Genomic DNA, 21,383 nt, shown 5'->3' on the forward strand with positions numbered 1-21,383 from the left:
ACGCGGAGTTGACCGCTACGGGATGTTCCACACCTGGGTGAACAGCCCGTTGCAGTCGTAGATCTGCAGTTGCGTGCCGTTGTCGGTCTTGGCCTGCGGGTCGTCCAGGCAGCGCCCGGACTGCGGGTTCAGCAGCGAGCCGTTGGCCTGGTGGACCCACTGCTGGCCGCCGACGCCGTTGCAGTCCCACAGCTCGACGGGAGAAGAGTTCGCCGTGCCGTCGGCCACGATGTCCAGGCACTTGCCGAAGGCGCGCACGGTGCCGTCCGACTCGATCGACCACTGCTGGCCCGGGATGGCCGTGGCGTTGCAGTCCCACAGCTGCACCTTGTTGCCTCTGGTGGAGGTGTTGGTGTCCACGTCCACGCACTTGCCGGTGGTGCCGGGGCCGGTGATGTGGCCCGTGGGCCCGGGAGTCACGTCGACGCCGAAGCGCACCTCGCACTTGCCGTTGCTCAGATGCGTGCCGGCCATGTACAGGACCGTGGACCCGTCGGCGGAGGGCAGGATCGGCGAGCTGTATCCCGGACAGGCCGTCTCACCGCTGTCGTAACCGCCGGTGGGGTCGACCACCACGGGCGCCGTGGTCTCGGTCCAGGCCCCGCTGCCCAGGTTGGTGTTGGCCAGCATGACGCTGCCGGACTCCTTCATCACGGTGATCGCGCCGTCGTTGCCGGTCACCACGCGCTGGCCGGACAGCAGCAGGGTGCCGTTGCCGCCGCCCGAGGAGCTCCAGGCCAGTTGCGGGGTGTGCAGGAAGTGGCGGCCGTCCGCTGTCTGCGCGAGGCTGCCGAGACTGCCAGGGGTCCAGTTCAGCGCGTCAGGCGAGGTCTTGACGTAGACCGAACACGCGGTGTCGGGGTCGTAGCCGGCCTTGCAGTCCTCGTAAGCCATGGCGTATGAGCCGTTCGGCAGCTTGGCGACCGAGGCCATGCCCGGCCGCTGCACGTTGTCGTGCACGGCGACGTCGTACACCTCACTCCCCCAGGTGGCCCCGCCGTCGGTGCTCACGACATGGGCCACGACCTGGTTGTACCCCTGGGCCGAGGGCCGCTCGTCGGAGAAGAAGCACACCAGGCCGCCGTTGGAGGCCACGGTGAACTCCGGCTCCCAGATGCCGTGGCCCATGGTGTTCGCGGTCCCCGACTCGCTCGCGCAGGAACTACGGTACGACCAGGTGGCGCCGTGGTCGGTACTGACGAACACCTCGACGGACTGCTGGGTGTAGTCGCCGTGGTTCCACGCTGTGCCCGAGGCCAGCAGCGTCCCGGCCGGCAGCGAGCCCTCGGCCTGCGGGAGTTCGTACAGCGTGGGACCGTCCAGGTCCCAGCCGTGCACGGTGTCGGTGACGGTGCTGATCGGCGAGGCGCTCCAGTGGGCGCCACCGTCGGTCGAGCGGTAGATCGGAAAGCTCGCCTTGGCGCTACCGGCGCCGGAGTGGGCGAAGGTGGCGAGCAGGGTGCCGTTGGAACCGCCGCTGTGCTCCAGCCGGATCACCCGCGGATAGCTGGCGTCCTCGTTGGGGTTCGCTGAGATGTTCGGCGTGTACAGCGTGCCGGTGGTCGCCGCGGCCGAGGCGGGTCCCCCGGCGAGCGTCAGGCCGAAGACGGCCAGGGCGATCGCCGCAAAAAAGGCTCCCGGCCGGGACAGCCACCGGGGTGTTCTCTTCCTGTGCATCAAGCGCTCCTTCGCAGACAGGCGCAGCCAGGTACGGCGGGGTGGGAACGTGCGGGAAGGATCGGAACGGCACGCCGGGCGATGCGTCGGCCGGGTGCCGAGAGGGGAGGACCGGCCCGATGCAACGTTGCAAAATTGGCACGCCGGGCCGCCTGTTGCAACGTTGCAAGGGATGGCGGGAGGTTACCCCGCCATCTCGCCCCTCCACAACGGGGCCGGTGAACATTTATCGGAGGCTCATTCCGGCCATGCGCGCGTGACGCCCCGGAGCTGCGGCTGTGCTATCTGTGTCGTGTTGCGTGCGCGTCGGCGTCTTGCCGCATCGAGAGAGTGTGGCTCCGGAGGAAAACGCCGCGGTACGGGCTGAGTTGGAGGCTTTCACGGAGGAGGCGTTGGCGTTCACGGAGGAGGCCTTCGAGTCGTTCGCGCGTAAGATCAGCGCCGTCCGTGACGGAGGTACCTGCGGGGACCACTGACGGACGGGAAACGCAAGTGCGTGGAGCCGATGGCTGCCCGGCTGAGTGTGGACGGCAATCGGCAGGCGCCGGCCGACTTCGTCGCGACGAGCCCGTGGGATCCCGCGCATAACCCGGGCTGGCCCCGCCTGGCGGATGGAGGCCGGATACGTCCGAAGGCACCGGTCTTCGACGCCACCGGGCTCCTGAAGGACGGGCAGACGTCGGCAGCGCGCGTCGGGCGGCAGCGCACCGGCTCCGCGGGGCCGCTGTACATCAGGACCTCGCGGAATGAAAACAGCCGGCGCCTTCCGGCCCCCCTCCTCACGGACTCATCCCCTCCGCGACCATGCGGGATCTTCCTCGCGGTCCGGGACAAGCCGCTCTGGGGCCCGTTGCCGGAGAGTGAGACCGAACGCTTGCGCAGGTATCCGTGGCGGAGGGGCGGGAACGCGGTCGTGTGCCAACAGGCGTTCAGGGACGCTGACCGGGCGTTCGCGAACTGGCTGAGCTCGGGACGGCGAGCGGGGTGCCTGCCCCTATGTGTTTGGTCAAGGTCCAAGGCCAGTAGGTTCGTTCGTCGAGGGCGGGCCGAGCCGTAGGGGTGTGCACGAGCGCGTCTGGGAGGTGGACCAGCCCGAGCCCGGCAGCTACGGTGAAGGGCCGCCTCGCCACCCCCTTCCGCCCCCGCTGAGGCCAAGAGCTCCGTCCCCGTTCACCGGGCGCCTCCCGAAGGCGTCCGCAGTCTTGCGCTAAAGAAGCGTGACGTGGCTGTTCAGCCGCCATACTTGAACATGCGGGGGATCTCCCGTGATGGCCTGATGCGATATGGGGGAAGCGACGTGGGCGGCAGCAACAGCGGGCTGGAAAAAGTAGAGATACGGCTTCGGTGGGACCCGAGCCCGTTGGGGGAGCCGCCTCACCATCTGGACATCATCGGCGCTGTCTACTCCGCGGACGCCCCGGGAGCGCCGCCGGTGTTCGTCGTCCACACCGAGAGCCGCTCCCCGGACGGCACGATCACCATGGGCCGGCACAGTGAGACAGGTCAGGGCTTCGGCTTCGACGAGGTGATGGTCCTGGAGTTCGACCGGATGGCGTCCACCTACCGTCGGATCGTGGTGGGGGTGGCCATCCACCAGGACGCCGGCACCCGGACCTTCGGTGCGATAGCGAACCCCGGCGTCGTGGTCGTCGAGCGGTACCGGGAACTTCTGGCGGACGACTTCACGCAGGTCACGGGGGCCACTGCCGCGACGGTCGCGGAATTCACCCGGGACGGCTCCGGGGGCTGGGGACTGCACGAGATGATCCGCGGGTTCGACAGCGATCCCGTGGGCTTCATGGCGGAGATGGGTGGCGTCAGCCGGTGACGGCTGTCTTATCGCTTTCTTGACGGCTCGCTGATGCTGTCCTGACGTGATCTCGGCGCCGGTGTGCCGGGAAGCCTGGTCTGCGAAGTTCCTTCAACTCTCCTTTTCGTGAAGGGACTTCGCGTGACCCCTGCAAGTCCGGCTGCCGTCCCTGCGGCTGCCTGTCTCCCGCACGGCCGTCCGCCGCGTCACAGTGTCCTCTTCTTCGCGTTCGCCTTCGCGGTGATCGCCGACCCGGTGTCCCCCGTGGCATACGCGGTCGAGGCGGTGCTGCGTCCCCTGCACGGGGCCTGGCACACCGGTTGTTCAAGGTCACGGGTGACCGGTGGGCGCGGCGAGCGCCGGGTAGAGGACGGCGTGAGAGGCCCTGCTGCTCCGTTCACACCTTCGGACGTCCTGGCGGCACGTCCGGGAACCCGGCTCGTCCCCGGCGTTGCCGGGCGGACGTGAGCACGCCGACTGGCTTGGACTCGCCATCGTCCGGCCCGCCGGTATCGGCACCCCACAGCAAGCGGCGCTGGTGTTAAGAGGCGTGCCCGGGGGTGATCACGACCAGCGGGTTGGCCGGGTTCGGACGGAGGCCGGTAGCGGCCAGGCATGGTGGTGCGAAGTTGTCGACAGGGCGTCAGAAAACGCTCTAGCGTGCGGCGCAGTGACGGTCTCGTCGGTCCCGTCCCCCTCACCATTGGAGGATCTCATGTCACGTCGAAGCACCCTGGCCGCTGTGGCGCTGGCGGCGGCGCTGGTTTGTGCGGCTCCGCTGAGCGCGAGTGCCGCGGACGTGCAGCATGGCAGCACCGCCTACCCAGGACAGCGGCACGGTGGCGGGCACACGGTGCTCTGGAGTACACCGAGCAGCCTCAGTGAGGACGACAACACACAGCTGGTCGGCGTCGATCCCGCCACCGGTAAGGAGGTGGCGCGCTTCGGTATCGGCAAGGAGGCCGAGACGTGGTCGATCGCGCTCTCCAAGGACCAGCACACCGCCTACCTGGCGAACCATTACAGCGGAACCCTGTCGGTGGTGGATCTGGCCGGGCGGAAGCTGGTCAAGGAGATACCGCTGGGCGTGGACGCGGACTACGTCACACTCTCCCCCGACGGGACGACGGCGTACGTCACGAGCATGGTCTCGCAGTCCCTGTCCGTAGTGGATCTGACGGCCGGGAAGCTCGTCACGACCGTCTCCCTGGGCGCGCCGGCAGAGGGTGTGGCGATCAGCCGGGACGGGAAGAGCGCGTATCTGGGCATCTACTCCCGCGACCGGATCGACCGGATGGACCTGTCGACGTACAAGGTCACCGCCTCCTACAGAGGTGGTAAGGCGCCGCGCCGGGGGCTGCTCAGCCCGGACGGCAAGACGCTTTACTCCACGGACTACTACGGCGGTACCGTCTCGGCCTACCAGGTGGACGACCCGGCGGCCAAGCCGGCGCAGGTGAATGTCGGCGGGCAGCCGTACCAGGCGCAGTTGTCGCGGGACGGGCGGAAGCTCTACGTGGCCGATACAGCCGGCAGCAGTGTCTCGGTGGTCGATACCCGCAACATGACGGCCCGCCGGATCGCGGTGCCGGACGGGTTCGGCAATGTAGCCGCGACGCCGGACGGCAAGCAGTTGTTCGAGGCGCAGAACAACAAGGGTGGGATCGCCGTAGTCGATCTGAGGCGTGGAAAGGTCACGGGGACGCTGGACAGTGCCGGCTTGTCCGGGCCCACCACGCTGGCCCTGACCACACGCTGAGACCCAACCGGGCGGGGCCGGCCCGGAGGGGCCTGGGAGGCGGCCGCTGCTAGGGGGCCCGCAGACGGCCGCAAGCCAGTGGCCCGCAGGTCGCTGCCTGCGGGTCCACGGGCCGTGGCCGGGCCGGTGTCGGGGCCGGCGGCGGCCGATACTCTTCGGGGATGTGGGAAGCGGTGGGATTGGGCGAGACCGCGGAGCGGGTCTACCGGGCCCTGGTGCGGCTCGGCAGGGGCACGGCGCAACAGTGCGCGGAGCAGACGGGGCTGGCCGAGGACGAAGTGCGGGCCGCGTTGCGCGCGCTGGCCAGGCTCGGGCTGATCGCGGAGGGGCCGGACACCGCCGGGGTGGCCGTCGGCCGTCCTGGTGGTGGGGCGTGGCTGCCGGCGGATCCCCAGGTCGCACTCGGTGCGCTGCTGCGCCGGCGCCGCTCGGAGCTGGACCGCGTGCGGCAGTCGGTGGACGAGTTGTCCGCCGAGTACCGCGAGGCACAACTGCGTGATGATCCGGCCCGGTTGACCGAGGTGGTGCGGGGCGGTACCGCGCAGTATGCCCGGGTGCAGGATCTGCTGGCCGGCACGGAGAAGGAGCTGCTGACGCTGGTCGGCCCGCCGTTCCTGGATCCGGCGGACGACAGTCTGGCCCCGATGCAGCGGTTGCTGGAGCGGGGTGTGGAGTGCCGCGCGGTGCATGCCGCCGAGGTGCTGGCGGTGGACGGCGGTTACCGGCAGGCACATCGGCTGGCAGAGCTGGGTGAGCGGATACGGGTGCTGCCGAGTGTGCCGGTGAAACTGGTGATCGCGGACCGGCGGCGGGCGCTGCTGCCGCTGTCCACACACGCCGGGCGGATGATGGACAGCGCGGTACTGGTGCGGCATTCCGCGCTGACGGAGGCGCTGGTGGCGCTCTTCGAGGAACTGTGGGAGCGGGCCACGCCGCTGGGGGCCGGAAACATTGCCCGGGCCGGCGGCCCGGGCGCCGCAGAGGCTCCGGCCCGCGATGAAGCGCTGCTGGCGCTGCTGGCGGCGGGTCTCAAGGACGAGGCGATAGCCCGCCAACTCCAGATCAGCGAACGGAGCCTGCGCCGGCGGATGTCGATACTGCTGGGCCGCCTCGCTGTAACGAGCCGGTTCCAGGCGGGTGTACAGGCAGTCCGCCGCGGCTGGTTGTGACACGTGGGACTGTGGCCACAAGCTGCTGTCCGCTCCTGACCGGGTGCCTGCGGGAGTGGTTCCCCGACGCTCCCGGGCCCGCCACCCGGTACCGCCCGGCGGCCTGGTTCGCGGAGACGGCGACCGTTTTTCGGGACAGCCGAGGTCATCGGCGATACCGGCCCGGACCAGATGCGGTGTGACCCAGCAGCGGGATCGAATGATCAGTGATCCATCCTCGACCTGGCCGGCGGTCCAGGAGGCCGTGTCCTACGGACTGCCCGCCATCCTGGCCGGCAATCTGGTGCTCTTCGCCTACGTCGGTGCGCTCACCCACCACACCGGCAGCACAAGGGAGAACTTCGCCCCGCTGGGCGCCGACACCTTCGACGGAGGGGGTTTCCGGCCTGCAACGCGCCCAAATGTGTGCATACGAAATCCCACAAGGCAGGGCGGGAACAGGCCGCACGGGCCCCGGCCGGCTTCGCCCCTCACCCCAACCGGCGGTCGCTCTCACGTCACGGCCCGGCCGGGGTGATCTCCATCTCCGGTCCGCCGAGGCCGTAAGGCTGCTTCGCCGGGGAGGGCCGTCACGGGGCGCGCAGCCGGGACGGACGTCAGGCAGACGCGCTCTGCCTGGAAGGGCCGGCGGGGTGGTAGAGCAGTCAGTGGGTCACGCCGACCGCCGGCGGCGGCGTGTGGTCACTGCCCGGGTCGCTCCTCCAGTGCGTGCAGCACCTTGTCCAGAGTGACCGGCAGGTCCCGGACGCGCACACCGCAGGCGTGCCACACCGCGTTCGACACCGCGGCGGCCGTGCCGACGATGCCGATCTCTCCAATGCCCTTCGACCCCATGGCGTTGACATGGGGATCGTGCTCGGCAAGCCAGTGGGCCTCGATCTCGTCGACGTCGGCGTTGGCCGTGATGTGGTAGTCGGCGAAGTCGTGGTTCACGACGTGGCCGGTGCGGGGGTCGAGCACGCTGTTCTCGTGCAGTGCCATGGACAGCCCCATCGTCATCCCGCCGATGAACTGCGACCGTGCCGTGCGCGGGTTGATGATCCGGCCCGCGGCGAACACGCCCAGCAGCCGCGGCACCCGCACCTCGCCCGTGTCGGTGTGGACGTGCGCCTCGGCGAACTGCGCGCCGAAGGCGTGCATCGCGTAGCGGTCGTCGAGTTGTCCGACATCACCCGACGCCTCGGCACCTTCCGGCGGCTCGGTCCCGTGCCTGTCGCGGAAGGCGCGCGCGGCCTCGACCACAGCCGATCCCCAGGTCGTCATGCCCGAGGAGCCTCCGGCGACCGACGCCATCGGGTAGTTGGTGTCGCCGATCCGCACCTCCACCTCACCGACCGGTACGCCGAGTGCGTCCGCAGCGATCTGCGGCAGCGTGGTCCATGTGCCCGTGCCGAGGTCGGCCGCGCCGATCTCGGCGACGTAGCGGTTCCCTTCCCGGCGGATCGACGCCGTCGACTGCGGCATCCGGTGCACCGGGTAGGTGGAGGACGCAACTCCCGTGCCGACAAGCCAGTCACCGCTGCGCCGCACGCCGGGACGCGGGTCACGCTCCGCCCAGCCGAACCGGGCCGCACCCTCGCGCAGGCAGCCGGCAAGGTTCCGGCTGGAGAACGGTCTGCCCGAGCCGGGTTCGACGCCGGGTTCGTTGCGGATCCGCAGTTCGACCGGGTCCATGCCCAGCCGCTCGGCCAGCTCGTCCATCGCCACCTCGGGCCCGAACATGCCGGGACACTCACCCGGTGCGCGCATCCAGGACGGCACCGGGACATCGAGGGCAGCGAGCCGGTGCGTGGTGCGCCGATTCGCGACGGCGTACATCATCCGGGAGGGCACACCGGTCTGCTCAGCGAACTCCTTGATCCGTGAGGTCTGCTCCACGACATCGATCGCCAGGGCGGTCAGCGTGCCTTGACGGTCGGCGCCCAGGGCGCACCGCTGGATAGTGGGGGTGCGGTAGCCGGCGAGGGAGAACATCTGCTGACGGGTCAGGGCCAGTCGTACGGGCCTGCCGGGGACCGTCCGCGCGGCCATCGCGGCGAGCACTACATTGACGTGCGGCTCGCCCTTGGACCCGAAACCTCCTCCGACGTAGGGGCAGATGACCCGGATCTGTGCCTGGTCGAGGCCGAACACGGACGCCAGGGTGGCACGCGTGGGGTGGACGCCCTGGTTGGAATCCCACAGAGTGAGGAAGCCGTCGCCTGCCGGGTCCCACAGAGCGGTCGTGCTGTGCGGCTCCATCGGATTGTTGTGGTACATCGCGGTGGTGTAGGTCTGCTCGACGCTCACCTCCGCGGCAGCCATAGCGGCTTCGACGTCGCCCTCGGAGGTGTCGGCGGGCAGGTCTGGGTTCACTTTCCCGGGCGTGTACAAGTCGTCGCGGTCTGCCCGCAGTTCGGTGTCATGCGCCGCCTGCGCGTAGGTCGCCGCGATGAGCGCGGCGGCGTGCCGTGCCACCTCCCAGCTGTCGGCGACGACCATGGCGATGACCTGGCCCCGGAAGGCGACCTCCTCATCCTGCAGGGCCGCCAGTTCCCTGTCCTCGGTGGAGGCCAGGCGCTCCGCGGTAGCGGGGGTGAGCACCGCGACCACACCTTCGATCGCTTCGGCGGCGGTGGTCTCCAGCTCCGTGACGCGTCCCCGTGCGATCGTTGCCTGGACCGGACAGGCGTAAGTGGCGTTCTCCACCGGCGTGTCGCCGGCGTAGGTAGCGGTGCCCAGGACCTTGACCGTGCCGTCCCGGCGGGGCAGGTCGCGGCCGATGGCATCCGGTTCGCTCAGGAAGGTCACAAGGCGTCCTCTCGGGCCAGCTCGCGCAGGGTGGCGGTGAGGGTGCGGCGCAGCAGGGGGATTTTGAACGCGTTGCCGCCGTCCAGCCCGTCGGCCGGGCGGGCATCGGCGAGTTCGGCCTGGGCGGCGGCGCGGTAGCTGTCCTCAGTGGCCGCGGAGCCCCGCAGTGCCTCCTCAGCCCGGTACGCGCGCCACGGCGCGTGCGCCACGCCACCGAAAGCAACCCGTGCGTCCACGATCACACCGTCTTCGACCTGGAGTGCCGCGGCTACGCTGACCAGGGCGAACGCGTAGGAGGCACGGTCACGCACCTTGCGGTAGGCCGACCGGCGCGCCAGGGGCTGAGCAGGCAGGTCGATCGCGGTGATGAGTTCACCGTGCTCGAGCACGGTGTCGTGCTCGGGGGTGTCGGCGGGCAGCCGGTGCAGTCCGGTGAAGGGGATCGTACGTTCGCCGTCCGGGCCCAGCAGCCGGACCTGAGCGTCGAGCGCGGTCATTGCCACGGCCATGTCAGAGGGGTGGACGGCGATGCAGTGCTCCGAAGCGCCGAGGATCGCATGGTTACGGGTCCAGCCTCCGATGGCGGAGCAGCCCGAGCCCGGCTCCCGCTTGTTGCACGGCGTGGTGACGTCCTGGAAGTAGACACAGCGGGTCCGTTGCAGGGGGTTACCGCCGGTGGTGGCCATGTTGCGCAGTTGTCCTGACGCTCCCGACAACAGCGCATGGGACAGCACAGGGAAATCCTCGCGCACCCGTGGGTGCGCGGCGAGTTCGCTGTTGCTGACACCTGCGCCGATCCTGAGGGCGCCCCCGCCGAGTTCCTCGATCCCGGCAGGCAGAAGACCGGTGACGTTGACGACCAGGCCCGGTGCGACGACGCCCAGCTTGAGGTGGTCGACCAGATTCGTTCCGCCCCCCAGGAACACCGCTGCCGGGTGCTGGGCGACGCTGCGTACAGCGGCGGCCGCATCGGCGGGGCTGTGGTACTCGAACGGCTTCACCCGGCCACACCCTTCCCGGGGGCCTGTGGCGCAGTGGGCGCCGCCTGCTGAACGGCGGGCACGATGTTGACGTAGGCCGCGCAGCGGCACAGGTTGCCACTCATCCGCTCGGCCACCTCAGCGCGGTCCAGCAGCGGCGGTTGCGTGCCGCTGGTGACGGCGCTCGGCCAGCCTCGCGCGAACTCCTCGAGCATCCCGACCGCCGAGACGACCTGCCCCGGCGTGCAGTAGCCGCACTGGAAAGCGTCGCAGTCGATGAAGGCCTGCTGCATCGGATGCAGGTCGCCCTCGGCACACTGTCCGACAGCGGCGAGCCCTTCGGCGGTAACGACCTGGGCGCCGTCCTGCGTCACCGCAAGGATGAGACAGCTCAGCACACGCTGCCCATTGGACAGCACCGTGCATGCGCCACATTGCCCGTGGTCGCACCCCTTCTTAGGGCTCGTCACCCCCAACTGCTCCCGCAGGGCATCGAGCAGCGTCGTGCGCGTATCGACGGTCAGCCGGCGGGGAGTCCCGTCGACCTGCACAGTGATTTCACTCTTCACCGCGCAAGGATTCCCTGCCCCACTCCTGCTCACGCATCGCCTGGCGGGACTCACCCAGACAGCCGAAGGAAGGGGCGGCACGTTGCGAGCATCAGCCTGGAGGGTCTTCGGCTGGCAGGGCCGCGGTCTGGCGGCGGCGAGGGCGCCAGGCACACGCTGCACATTTTCACCGGGATCAAGAACCGAGAACTCCAGCAGACCCCGCCTCACTGCTCCCGGGCCACCCCCAACCACAACTGGCCGCAACGGCTGCGCATCATCCATACAGTGCTGCGCCGACCCGCCCCCAGTTACGGCCGCCGCCCCCCTTCTGCCCGCGGGCTGCAGGTTCTGGCAGTACGGGCCACGACCAGCTTCATATCTACTCGCTGCTCGCAACGGTGATCCTCGCCGGTCTGACCACCACAACCTCCGCGACGGCCACCGGCTCCCACAACTAACGGCTCGGCGTCCCGCTGTGGTTCCGCAGCCTGGTCACCCTCGATCCGGACGTGCCAGCCATACCCCATGCGCCGCTCATCTACCAGGCACACACCCTGCTCGCCATAACCCTGCTCACCCTGTCCCTTCAGCCGCCTGATACACGCCTCCACCACACCCGCCGACTACCCGCCCGCACCCATGCCTCCTCTACCGCTCACCCACCCCGGCCACACCGCACCGCCGCCCGGCAACCGGAACCATGACAAGCAACAGCCGGACCCGGCCCTGAGCACCACAGCAATACCCCCGGGCCCCGGCCACCACGGACCAGCGGCGCCAGCACATCCCGTCCCGACTCGGCCGGCTCTCCGCACGACTCACCACGACGACGCCGCATGCCCGGCCCCCTGACACGCCAGAGAACCAATCAGGCTCACGGCCGCGACCAACTCATGGCCGTGGCCAAGACTTGTCCCCTCAGTTGCCCTGCTCCCACAGCGTCCGCGAAACCGCGCCTGCGGCTTCGTGTCCGCTCCCCGGACAGGTGACGTCAAAGACCAGGCCTTTGCCATGATCGCTCGACGCCAGATGACCAGCGGATGCTTCCTTCAAAAGTGGCCGCCGACCGGATGTCACTCACCTCGTTCCTCGACTATCAACGCGCGACGCTCGAATTGAGGTGCCAGGGGCTGACCAGCAACCAGCTGAAGCAAAGAGCCGTCCCGACCTCAAAGCTGACCCTCTTGAGCCTCCTCCGGCACGCGGCCGAGGTGGAAACCAGCTGGTTCCGCTTCGTGCTGAATCAAGAACACCTCACGCCTCGGGGGCCGGCAGCCGAAGGCATCTCAGGCGAGTTCCTCGTGGCCGACGCCGACGTGGACGAAGCATTCAAGCTCTGGCGAGGGGCCTGCGAAAGCTCCCGCGCCGTCACGGACTCCTTCGAGTCCCTGGACGACACGGTCGCCTTCCGCGGCGAGACCATCTCGCTGCGCTACGTCCTGACACACATGGTCGAGGAATACGCGCGTCACAACGGCCATGCCGATCTATTACAGGAAGCCATCGACTCTATTACGGCAAGCCATCGACGAGACCGTCGGCGAGTAGAGCGTGCACAGGGCCCGGTCTGCGGCGCCCCGCAGATCCGATCTGAAGCAGAACGAGACGATCACACCGCGAGCTGTTGGCAATCACAGTGAGGTGGGCGCGATGGGCGCGGCGGGCGACGGGCTGGACGGGAGGGCCATTTACTGGGTACGAGGTGTCACGCTGGGTGAGAATCAGGGGCGCCGAGGCCGGTGATATGTGAGCCCGGGCATAGGGCCCACGTCACACAGGACGCCGCCTAGTAGACCCACGACCAGGTTCCACCCCTTCATTACGGGCCCCACCCCACCTCTGTCCGTTTTGTCACTATCTGGGGTCGTAGGTCACATAATTGCCAACCCCCAGGACCCTCTCGCAAGGTGTTGGACATACCGGGGAGCCGAGCGCCGGACCGGGCACAGCACACCGCCCGCCATCCAGACACCGGCCCCACGACACGAACCACGGCCCCAGCGCCCCACCGTGTCGCCGACCCCCCAGTCGGCCTCCCCACGCCACGTCCCACCTGGAGAGGTACACCCATGACTGCCACCACCCGCCGCACCCTGAACCTCCGCAAGACCTCCGTCGCCGGTATCGCCGGCGCGGGCGCCGCCGCCATCGCGCTGACCCTGGTCCCCCACTCCGCGCACGCCGCCGAACCCACCCGCACCGCGCCCGCCTCGGCCGCCGCCATCACCACCGCCCAGATCGCCAAACAGGCCGCCCACGCCGAGAAGGCCGCCCAGCACACCACCGCGGCGAAGAAGGCCCCCAAGGCCAAGCACACCGACGCCGTCACCGCGATCGTCAAGAGCACCAAGTACAGCAACAACCTCGACGGCTGGATCAAGGAATCACTGGCCATCATGAAGGCCAAGCACATACCCGGCAGCTACGAAGGCCTGCACCGCAACATCATGCGCGAGTCCAGCGGCAACCCCAACGCCCAGAACAACTGGGACGTCAACGCCCAGAACGGCATCCCCTCCAAGGGACTCCTCCAGGTCATCCAGCCCACCTTCGACACCTACCACGTCAAGGGCACCAAGAACAGCCTCACCGACCCCGTCGCCAACATCGTCGCCGCAGCCAACTACGCCGCCGACAAATACGGCTCGATGGACAACGTCAACTCCGCCTACTGACCAGGCAAACCGACCACACACCCCCACGACCACCTGAGTCCGTGGGACGGCCAACCCCCCCAGGGGGACGGCAGGACTCAGGTCCTGGCGAGGGCTGGAACAGGTTCATGGGTGGACCCGTTCCAGCCCCCGCCCACCCACTCACCACACGCAGACAGACCGCGAGCAGCAATCAGCTAGTGGCTCGGCTCAGATCCTTGATCGGGTATCTCCGTATGCTGCCGACCGGCCGTGATCACTTTCTGGATGTGCGGCTTGGTGCTGGCGGGAGGGCTTGGCGCGTGTCGGAGTGAACCGTTCCGGGTTCGGTAGAGACTCGATTCCATGAAAGGATCGAGTCATGGCACGCCCTTCCTCCTATCCCCTTGAGCTGCGCAAACGAGCGGTCCGCATGGTCGCCGAGGTCCGTGGCGACTATCCGAACGAGTCGGCCGCGTTCAAGGCGGTCGCCGAGAAGCTCGGCATCGGATCGACCGAGACGCTGCGCAAGTGGGTCCGTCAGGACCAGGTCGACGCAGGTGTCCGTCCCGGGCTCACCAGCGAGGAATCTGTGCAGGTCAAGGCCTTGAAGAAGGAAGTCGCCGAGCTGAAGCGGGCGAACGACATCCTGAAGGCCGCGGCGAGTTTCTTCGCGGCCGAGCTCGACCGGCCACACCTGCGCTCGTAGCGTTCATCGACGAGCACCGGGACCGCTTCGGCGGTGTCGAGCCGATCTGCCGCGTGCTGACCACACACGACTGCAAGATCGCCCCCTCCACCTACTACGCCCACAAGAAGCGCATCGGAACCCCCTCGCCGCGAACGGTGCGGGACGAGGAACTCAAGCCCCTGATCCAGGAGGTCTTCGAGGCCAACTACCGTGTCTACGGGGCCAGGAAGATCTGGCGGACGCTGAATCGGCAGGGCCATACGGTGGCCCGCTGCACCGTCGAACGCCTGATGCGCGAGCTCGGCATCGCCGGCGCCGTCCGCGGCAAGAAGGTGATCACCACGATCACCGATCCGTCCGCCGAGCGTGCCCCGGACCTGGTAGACCGCGACTTCGTGGCAACGGCCCCGAACCGGTGCTGGGTCGCGGACTTCACCCACATCGCCACCTTCGCCGGTGTCGTCCACGTCGCGTTCGTCGTTGACACCTTCTCCCGTCGGATCGTCGGCTGGTCCGCCGCCACGTCGAAGGAGACCAGGCTTGTCCTGGACGCCCTGGAGATGGCGTTGTGGCAGCGCGACCGCGACGGATTCCCGCACAAAGCAGGCGAGTTGATACATCACTCGGACGCCGGGTCGCAATACACGAGCTTCCGGCTCGCCGAGCATCTGGATGCCGTTGGCATCGCGGCCTCGATCGGTTCGGTCGGCGACGCCTACGACAATGCCCTCATGGAGTCCACGATCGGCCTGTTCAAAACCGAGCTGATCAAGCCGGGCCGCCCCTGGAAGACGCTCTCCCAGGTCGAACTCGCCACGGCCGAGTGGGTCGACTGGTACTGCCACCGCCGCCTCCACGGTGAGATAGGGCACATCTCACCCGTCGAATACGAGATCAACTACCAGCTCGCCGCAACGAAACGCCAGGTCACAACCACAATCTGAGATCTCTACCGAACCCGGAACGGTTCAGAGAAGGCCGTGTGGAACTCGGTGCCGTTGGGTGTGTTCCTCGCTGTGACAGTTCGCCCCAAGGTGCCAAATCAGCGTCGTCGAAGTCGTCGAACTGGCCGGTCGCGGCGTCACCGCGGACGCGGCTGCGAACCGTTGGGTACTTGAGGTCGGGAACCCTCGCTGGACGGCCTCACCCTGGCCGACAAGATCAGCGACTTCGGCGAGCGGAAGGACCAGCTCGTCGAACTGTGGCAGGAGTATGGAACCGGTGAGGTCGACGTGGCGGCCTTCGAGACCCGGCTCGCGGTAATCGTCGCCGCCATGGAGAAGTGACCCTCGGCCCCGGAGGAGCCTGTAGAGGACTTCTCAAGCCGCCTTCGCCGGGTACTGAGTCCAAACACGGATGAGTGAGTCGGAGGCGAAGGCCGTCTTCGGTGCGGACGGGCGTTGCGCCAACAGGTGTAGGCGGCGATCGCGGCGTTCTGCTCACCGTGACTGCGGTAGTCGGTTCCGTTGAGAGCGAAGTAGCGCATGGCGGCGAACTCGGCCTCGATCCAGCTCAGCCGCGACCCGTAGGGCGGCAGCAGGTCAGGCTCCAGGTGGAGAACGCGGCGATGCGCCAGTCGGCGGGAGACGTCCGGCCGATCAGGCAGATATGCTCGCGCATCTGGCCACCGATCGACCTGGGGCGCCCCCTCTCCATTCCGGGTCGAGCGCGTCGAACCCCCGCTGGTTGAAGGCGTGGCTGACAGCGCGCACATAGTCGACGCTGACCTGCATCAACGAGGTAATGTCCGGCACCGACTGGCCTTGCGCGGACATCAGCACGACGATCGCCCGCCGCAGCTCGCCGGGTACTTCGCACTTCGACTGGTCTGCTGCAGCCGACGCCCTTCCTCCATGCTCACCGGTCGAACGAACACCCCCGGACGACGCCCCACGACCACCTCCATGATCACGACCTATTACCTGGCCAGGGATCCGAGACGAGCCACTGGCAGCCACATGAACCTGCGCCCCGAGCGACTGCCGCGACGCTCCAGCAGTCAGATCCTGTGGTGCAGTGTCACCAACCGCAGATCCTTGGCCGGACCACACACTCGCCACACCACCCACCAGCAATCCACCCCCACCACACCGAACTCGCCGCGATAGACATCCTCGGCGCACGGATGACCGGCAACGCACCGCCCGTCACGCAGGTCCAGAGCATGGAACGGGCGGCCGTCGGCAAACCGCACAAAGGCCGCCCCGTCCCCGGCCGGCTCGAGGAGATACTCACGGCAGGCGGGCCGGGTCACCCCGCCCCACGTGAACTCTCCCCGCTCGACCTGCCGCAGGCCGACGCCAAGCTCCCCACGTACGAAGTCGGTCGTACCCCGGAACCTGCCATACCGGTCCTCGGACAGGTCATACACCGACCTCTCGACCCGCCATCGTCCCGCGAGATACCCCAGAGTGTCCGCCACATGGTGAAATCCGCCCGGTAGCGAGACGTCCCCGCCCGCCGCCGTGTCCTGTCGCCCCACTGTCCCACCGCCCTGCCGGTCCGTCCTGCCGGCCCGTCCTGCCGGTCCTCCGCCATGCTAGGCCCCGGTACCGGCCCACAGCTCATCCGGGGCCGGACGAGCGCACCGCTTCGCCACCCCCGGCACCACATGAAGAGGCCGCAGAAACTGTTCATCCGCCACTGCCCCCTGTCAGCAGTCGTGGGCCGGCGCGGTCCCGCTATCCCTGGGGCCGCCAGGGCCGGCAGGGTCGGCATCGCGGCGCCGGCCCGGCTCCAGCGGCGGGAGCGCCGGCGCGCCGTGCACGTTGCACTCCGGGCGGGCTCGCGAAGTGTCCTCGGCGGGCCGCAGCACATCGGCCGGCACCGTGACCCACGACACGGCCCCGCCCAGCACCATGAGCCCGGCACAGACCAGCACCGCCTCACCGAAGGCACGGTCAACCGAGGAGACAGTGCGGTATCCGCTGCCGGACAGGCCGACCGCGAGCGGCAGAGCGGCCACCGCGAGCAACTGCGCAACCCGCGCGGCCGCGTTGTTGACGCCGCTGGCGATGCCGGCCCTCCGTACATCGACGGACGCCAGAACCGTCGCGGTCAGCGGCGCGACGAACATACTCATACCGAACCCCAGCACCACCACAGCGGGCAGTACATCCGCCCAGTACGAACCACCCGGATGTACCCGGCGCAGCAGCAGCATGCCCGCCGCCGCGACCAGGGGGCCCAGGGTCAGCAGCGGGCGCGGGCCGATCCGCTGCGTCAGCGCACCTGCCGGCCCCGACAGCAGCATCATCAAGATGGTGATCGGCAGCGAGGCCACCCCGGCGGTCAGTGCCTCGTACCCCAGGCCGTTCTGCAACTGCGTGGGCAGCAGGAAGAACACCCCGCCGATCGCCGCGTAGAGACACAGCGTGACCAGATTGACCGACGTGAACAGCTTCACCCGGAACATCCCCAGCGGGAGCATGGGATGCCCCGTGCTGCGCTCCCGCCGTACGAACAACGCGATGAACACCAGCCCGGCCAGCACCGCCGCGATCACCGTCGGCCCGAAACCACCGGTCGCATCGATCAGCGCATAGGTGACACCGGCCAGACCGAGAGCAGCGAGCACGGCACCCGCCACATCGAACCGCCCACTCGCCTGCCAGTCACGGCTCTCCGGCACCCAACGCACCGCGAGCAGCAGCACAGCAAGGGCGAGCGGCGCGTTGATGTAGAAAATCCACCGCCAGCCCGGCCCATCCACCAACCACCCACCCAGAAACGGCCCGACAGAGGTCGCCACGCCACCCAGGCCCGACCACAGCCCAACCGCCCTGGCCCGGTCCCCCTCCCGGAACGTGCCCTGCACCAACGCCAGCGACCCCGGCGTGAGCAACGCCCCGCCCACTCCCTGCAATGCACGAGCCGCGATCAACGCACCATCATTCGGCGCCAGCCCGCACAACACCGACGCCACCGCGAACCACACCACCCCGATCATGAAAACCCGACGCCGCCCATAACGGTCCCCGAGCCCGCCACCGAGCAGAATCAACCCCGCGAGCGGGAGCATGTACGCGGTGAGAGTCCACTGGAGCGCCGACAACGGCACACCGAAATCGGCTCCGATCCGCGGCAACGCGACATTGACCACCGTGCCGTCCAGCATCGTCATGCCCGAACCAAGCACCGCACACGCCAACACACCACGCCCAGCCCGAGAAGCCAACGGCACAACCCCGGCCCGGCCCGGACCACCCCCACCCGCCCGGGAGACGGCCCCGGTGGGGCAGTCCCGGTCCCGTGCCACGTCACCGCGCCCCTCGCCGTGGTCCGTACCGCCACCGGCAGAGCCCTGATCCACCCATCGCCTCCAGTGGCATTCGCGTTCACCATGCACCGCAGACAGGCACAGGCCAGCCCCGCCGACGGAACAGTTCGCACTCCAGCCTGGCCCAAGACCGCCGCACACGCACCACCACCATCGGGCCAGGCGGACGAGCGGGCTCGTACATCACCCACACCACTACGAGCCACCAGGCCCACTCCGGCGTGGGTGGCGGGTGCGCGCTGCGACGGCCCGTCAGGCAGCCGAGAGGAGCACTCCCTGGGGATCGAAGTGTGGCTTGAGGGCCTTTGCCCTGACCCGAGCCGGCTCCCGGACATAGGTGAGATAGGCATCGAGGTTCTTCGGCCCGATACCGTGCTCGGCACTGAAGCTACCGTGGTGCTCGCGGACGACGGTGTCCAGAACGGCACGAGTCACCGCCGCTGTGTCGGTCTCCGCCGGGAGGGGCAGCAGCAGAGGGAGGCCGCCGTCGCCGTAATGGCCCCAGTTCCAGGGGCTTGCTTCCGGGCCACTGTTCGGTCAATCACGCTGTCAGGCAGGTGCGGAGCGCGGAGATTCCCGTGCGGGAGACCGAGATGTCGAAGGAGCATCGGATGCATCCGGTGAGTGATTTCCGGCACGGCGTGCCGGGCTTCCCACATCCGGCCGACGGGACCGACGGTGGCATCGGTCACCTAGAGCCTCTCGTTTGGATCAAGCTGTTGGAGCGGTCCTCCGCTACAGTGCGAGGATGACGATCCGTCGCATCATGCCCAACGTCGTCACCCAGGACATCGAAGAGAGCCAAAGCTTCTACAGCGATTTCCTGGGCATGGACGTGCGCATGGACGAGCCCGGCTTCTTGATGTTGGCCTCGCCCGGTAACCCGACGGCACAGATGACCGTGGTCTCCCCTGCCGCAGACTCATGGGACCCGCATACCGCCCATTCGACACTGGCGGTCGAAGTCGAGGACGTTGACGCCGCGTACGCCGCGGCCGAGCGCCAGGGGTACCAGGTGGTCTATCCCTTGACCACGGAACCATGGGGAATCCGACGTTTCTTTGTTCAGGCACCCGACGGAAGTGTCATCAACGTCCACAGTCACGTCTGAGGATGAAGGATCGGGCGGACCAGAGGAAAATACCGGCGATGTGGAGTCCGGCCAGATAGATGGTGGCGGTCTTCTCGTAGCGGGTGGCGATCCCGCGCCACTGCTTCAGGCGGTTGATGCACCGTTCGACAGCGTTGCGCCACTTGTAAGTCTCACGGTCGAAGGCCGGTGGTCTGCCGCCGCGGCTGCCCCGGCGGAGCCGGTGTCCGCGCTGGTCGGCGGGGACGGGGATCACTGCCCGGATGCCGCGCTTGCGCAGGTGCTCGCGGATCGCGCGGGAGGAGTACGCCTTGTCGGCCAGGACCAGGTCCGGCCTGGTGCGGGGCCGTCCTCGCCGACGAGGAACGCGCAGGCGGGCCATGACGTCGGTGAAGGCGGGCGCGTCACCGGCCTGTCCGGCGGTGAGGTGAAAGGCCAGTGGGCGGCAGCGGTCGTCGGCGGCGAGGTGGATCTTCGTGCTCAGTCCGCCGCGGGACCGGCCGATGGCGTGGTCGTCAGGTTCGCCCGCCGGGGCCCCTTTTTCCGGGCCCCGGCCGCGGGCTGGTGAGCCCGCACGATCGTGGAGTCCACCGACACGGCCCAGTTGAGGTCCCCGTCCGCGTTGGCCTGGGCCACCAGAGTGGTGAAGACCCGCTCCCACGTGCCGTCGACAGCCCACATCCGCAGCCGGTTGTAGACACCTCGCCAGTTGCCGTACTTCTCCGGCAGGTGAACCCACTGCGTGCCAGTCTGGATCTTGAAGGCAATCGCGTCGACCACCTCTCGATGGTCCCGCCAACGGCCACCCCGCCTCGGCGTCCGATCCGGAAGCAACGGCTCGATCCGCGCCCACTGCGCATCAGTCAACGACACCAACGACCAACTGATCCAAACGAAACTGCCCAGCCGCGCTCGGCGAGTTGCGCGAGTGCCGTGACAAGCCGCTGCTCGGCGTGTTCGTCGGCGGTCGCATACTCCACCAGCACCGGTGGTCGTCGCCCGTCGGCAAGCGCTGGAGCAGGTCGGGCGGTGCGTGCCGAGCAGGTCAGCGACGAGGGTGCCGGCCACCCGCAGGCCACTGGGCCAACCGAGGAGGGGGTACCTTCACGTCTCGGTGCGGCGGTGCTTACGGTTTGTGGGTTACCCAGAGCATTTCTGCCGGCCAGCGGTATGCCCAGTCAGGCGGGTCGGTTTGGTTGTAGCCGTTGGCTGTTCCGGGTTCGGGCCGCGGCTCGATGAGGTCGTCGATGACGAGACCTGCGCCGCGCAGGACCTTGATCCAGCCGCCGTAGGTGAGCTGATAGCTGACCGCGCCCTGGTCTTCGGCGATGGTGGCCAGCCCGAAGTAGTCCTGCTGCAGCGTCTTGGTTACGCGGCTGGCGGCTTCGTCGTAGCAGGCTTCGAACCATGGGCTGGCGACGTTGAACACCAGGCGCCCACCGCGGCGCAGGATGCGTGCGGCCTGCGGGATGGCCAGGTGCGGGGGCGCCCAGCTAAGCCCGCCGTAGTCACAGAACACCAGGTCGAAGCTGTCGGCGGCGAACGGGAGGTTTTCGGCGGCGCCTTGCACCAGCGGGTAGCGGGCAGCTCCCATCTCGCGAGCTGCCGCGGCGAGCTGGGCTTCGGACAGGTCGAGCCCTATCACCGTGGCGTCCTCAGCGGCGAGCGCCCTGGACCACTGGCCGGCGCCGCAGCCGAGTTCGAGGACGCGCTTGCCGGTGACGTCGCCCAGGGCGTGCAGGTGCGCGTCGGGGATGGCGTACGTGCCCCACAACCGGGGCGTTGCGCCGATCTGCGGGTCGTGCTCGTGCTGGTAGGCGCTGCTGATCTGGTTCCAGAACCGCCGGTTGGCAGAAATGCTGTCCACGCGCCGACTCAAGCATTGCCTGCGGGGGGCGGTCAACACGATTGTGCTGGGACCGGGAACGTTCACCGGTTCACGGGTGTCCTGTCT

General features: G+C 68.6%; 18 protein-coding genes and 1 pseudogene. 9 read left to right on the forward strand and 10 right to left on the reverse strand.

Going from position 1 to position 21,383, the window contains the following annotated elements; translation table 11 throughout:
• Positions 1-15: 15 nt before the first annotated feature.
• Positions 16-1,677, reverse strand: a complete 1,662-nt coding sequence (locus OG452_RS00605) for a ricin-type beta-trefoil lectin domain protein (RefSeq protein WP_327293595.1) — start codon at positions 1,675-1,677, stop codon at positions 16-18.
• A 505-nt stretch (positions 1,678-2,182) separates the two neighbouring features.
• Between OG452_RS00605 and OG452_RS00610 the strand changes: the two genes are divergently transcribed.
• From OG452_RS00610 to OG452_RS00625, 4 genes are all read left to right on the forward strand, one after another.
• Positions 2,183-2,734: a hypothetical protein gene (locus OG452_RS00610; protein ID WP_327293596.1), complete on the forward strand. Its 552-nt coding sequence runs from the start codon at positions 2,183-2,185 to the stop codon at positions 2,732-2,734.
• A 219-nt stretch (positions 2,735-2,953) separates the two neighbouring features.
• A complete protein-coding gene (locus OG452_RS00615) occupies positions 2,954-3,505 on the forward strand; it encodes a TerD family protein (RefSeq protein ID WP_327293597.1) in 552 nt (183 codons plus the stop codon).
• Positions 3,506-4,202: 697 nt separating this feature from the next.
• Positions 4,203-5,246, forward strand: coding sequence for a hypothetical protein (locus OG452_RS00620; RefSeq protein WP_327293598.1), 1,044 nt, complete (start codon positions 4,203-4,205; stop codon positions 5,244-5,246).
• A gap of 161 nt (positions 5,247-5,407) precedes the next feature.
• Positions 5,408-6,415: a LuxR C-terminal-related transcriptional regulator gene (locus OG452_RS00625; RefSeq protein ID WP_327293599.1), complete on the forward strand. Its 1,008-nt coding sequence runs from the start codon at positions 5,408-5,410 to the stop codon at positions 6,413-6,415.
• 681 nt (positions 6,416-7,096) lie between these two features.
• Here the strand turns inward: OG452_RS00625 and OG452_RS00630 are convergent.
• Genes OG452_RS00630 through OG452_RS00640 form a run of 3 tightly spaced genes read right to left on the reverse strand, consistent with a single transcriptional unit; the run spans position 7,097 to position 10,754 of the window.
• Complete coding sequence (locus OG452_RS00630; RefSeq protein ID WP_327293600.1) at positions 7,097-9,205, reverse strand: xanthine dehydrogenase family protein molybdopterin-binding subunit; 2,109 nt, start codon at positions 9,203-9,205, stop codon at positions 7,097-7,099.
• Positions 9,202-10,206, reverse strand: a complete 1,005-nt coding sequence (locus OG452_RS00635; protein ID WP_327293601.1) for an FAD binding domain-containing protein — start codon at positions 10,204-10,206, stop codon at positions 9,202-9,204. Before OG452_RS00635 ends, OG452_RS00630 begins: the two co-directional genes overlap by 4 nt.
• A complete protein-coding gene (locus tag OG452_RS00640; RefSeq protein ID WP_327293602.1) occupies positions 10,203-10,754 on the reverse strand; it encodes a (2Fe-2S)-binding protein in 552 nt (183 codons plus the stop codon). The genes OG452_RS00635 and OG452_RS00640 overlap by 4 nt, the downstream gene beginning before the upstream one ends.
• A 455-nt stretch (positions 10,755-11,209) precedes the next feature.
• Here OG452_RS00640 and OG452_RS35315 point away from each other — a divergent pair, with 455 nt between their 5' ends.
• From OG452_RS35315 to OG452_RS00655, 4 genes are all read left to right on the forward strand, one after another.
• The gene (locus tag OG452_RS35315; protein WP_405565732.1) at positions 11,210-11,440 is read left to right on the forward strand and encodes a respiratory nitrate reductase subunit gamma; all 231 of its coding nucleotides are present in this window, start codon (positions 11,210-11,212) and stop codon (positions 11,438-11,440) included.
• A gap of 351 nt (positions 11,441-11,791) precedes the next feature.
• On the forward strand, positions 11,792-12,376 hold the full coding sequence (locus OG452_RS00645) for a DinB family protein (RefSeq protein ID WP_327293603.1): 585 nt from the start codon (positions 11,792-11,794) through the stop codon (positions 12,374-12,376).
• 429 nt (positions 12,377-12,805) lie between these two features.
• Positions 12,806-13,411, forward strand: a complete 606-nt coding sequence (locus OG452_RS00650) for a transglycosylase SLT domain-containing protein (RefSeq protein ID WP_327293604.1) — start codon at positions 12,806-12,808, stop codon at positions 13,409-13,411.
• Between the two features lie 340 nt (positions 13,412-13,751).
• Positions 13,752-15,004, forward strand: a protein-coding gene (locus tag OG452_RS00655) for an IS3 family transposase (protein ID WP_327293605.1) whose coding sequence is annotated in 2 segments (ribosomal slippage) — positions 13,752-14,034 and positions 14,034-15,004 — 1,254 coding nt in all. Because the reading frame shifts where the segments join, the coding sequence is not laid out codon by codon here.
• A 654-nt stretch (positions 15,005-15,658) separates the two neighbouring features.
• Here OG452_RS00655 and OG452_RS35320 read toward each other — a convergent pair.
• From OG452_RS35320 to OG452_RS00670, 4 genes and pseudogenes are all read right to left on the reverse strand, one after another.
• Positions 15,659-16,129: a helix-turn-helix domain-containing protein gene (locus OG452_RS35320; protein ID WP_442809936.1), complete on the reverse strand. Its 471-nt coding sequence runs from the start codon at positions 16,127-16,129 to the stop codon at positions 15,659-15,661.
• Complete coding sequence (locus OG452_RS00660) at positions 16,060-16,482, reverse strand: DUF6314 family protein (protein ID WP_327293606.1); 423 nt, start codon at positions 16,480-16,482, stop codon at positions 16,060-16,062. The genes OG452_RS35320 and OG452_RS00660 overlap by 70 nt, the downstream gene beginning before the upstream one ends.
• Positions 16,483-16,713: 231 nt before the next feature.
• Positions 16,714-18,243, reverse strand: coding sequence for a DHA2 family efflux MFS transporter permease subunit (locus OG452_RS00665; protein WP_327293607.1), 1,530 nt, complete (start codon positions 18,241-18,243; stop codon positions 16,714-16,716).
• A 348-nt stretch (positions 18,244-18,591) separates the two neighbouring features.
• Positions 18,592-18,834 (reverse strand): annotated as a pseudogene (locus OG452_RS00670) (FAD-linked oxidase C-terminal domain-containing protein); the annotation flags it as partial.
• Positions 18,835-19,087: 253 nt separating this feature from the next.
• Here OG452_RS00670 and OG452_RS00675 point away from each other — a divergent pair.
• Positions 19,088-19,450 carry a VOC family protein gene (locus OG452_RS00675; protein ID WP_327293608.1) on the forward strand — a complete coding sequence of 121 codons (363 nt, stop codon included), beginning with the start codon at positions 19,088-19,090 and terminating at the stop codon, positions 19,448-19,450.
• Here OG452_RS00675 and OG452_RS00680 read toward each other — a convergent pair.
• A protein-coding gene (locus tag OG452_RS00680; RefSeq protein WP_442810146.1) for an IS5 family transposase occupies positions 19,428-20,317 on the reverse strand; the annotation gives its coding sequence in 2 pieces (ribosomal slippage) (positions 19,428-19,943 and positions 19,946-20,317; 888 coding nt in all). The genes OG452_RS00675 and OG452_RS00680 overlap by 23 nt on opposite strands.
• A 238-nt stretch (positions 20,318-20,555) precedes the next feature.
• The gene (locus OG452_RS00685) at positions 20,556-21,296 is read right to left on the reverse strand and encodes a class I SAM-dependent methyltransferase (RefSeq protein ID WP_327293609.1); all 741 of its coding nucleotides are present in this window, start codon (positions 21,294-21,296) and stop codon (positions 20,556-20,558) included.
• Between the last annotated feature and the right edge of the window lie 87 nt (positions 21,297-21,383).

The sequence above is a fragment of the Streptomyces sp. NBC_01197 genome (genome assembly GCF_036010505.1).
Taxonomy (GTDB): Bacteria; Actinomycetota; Actinomycetes; order Streptomycetales; family Streptomycetaceae; genus Streptomyces.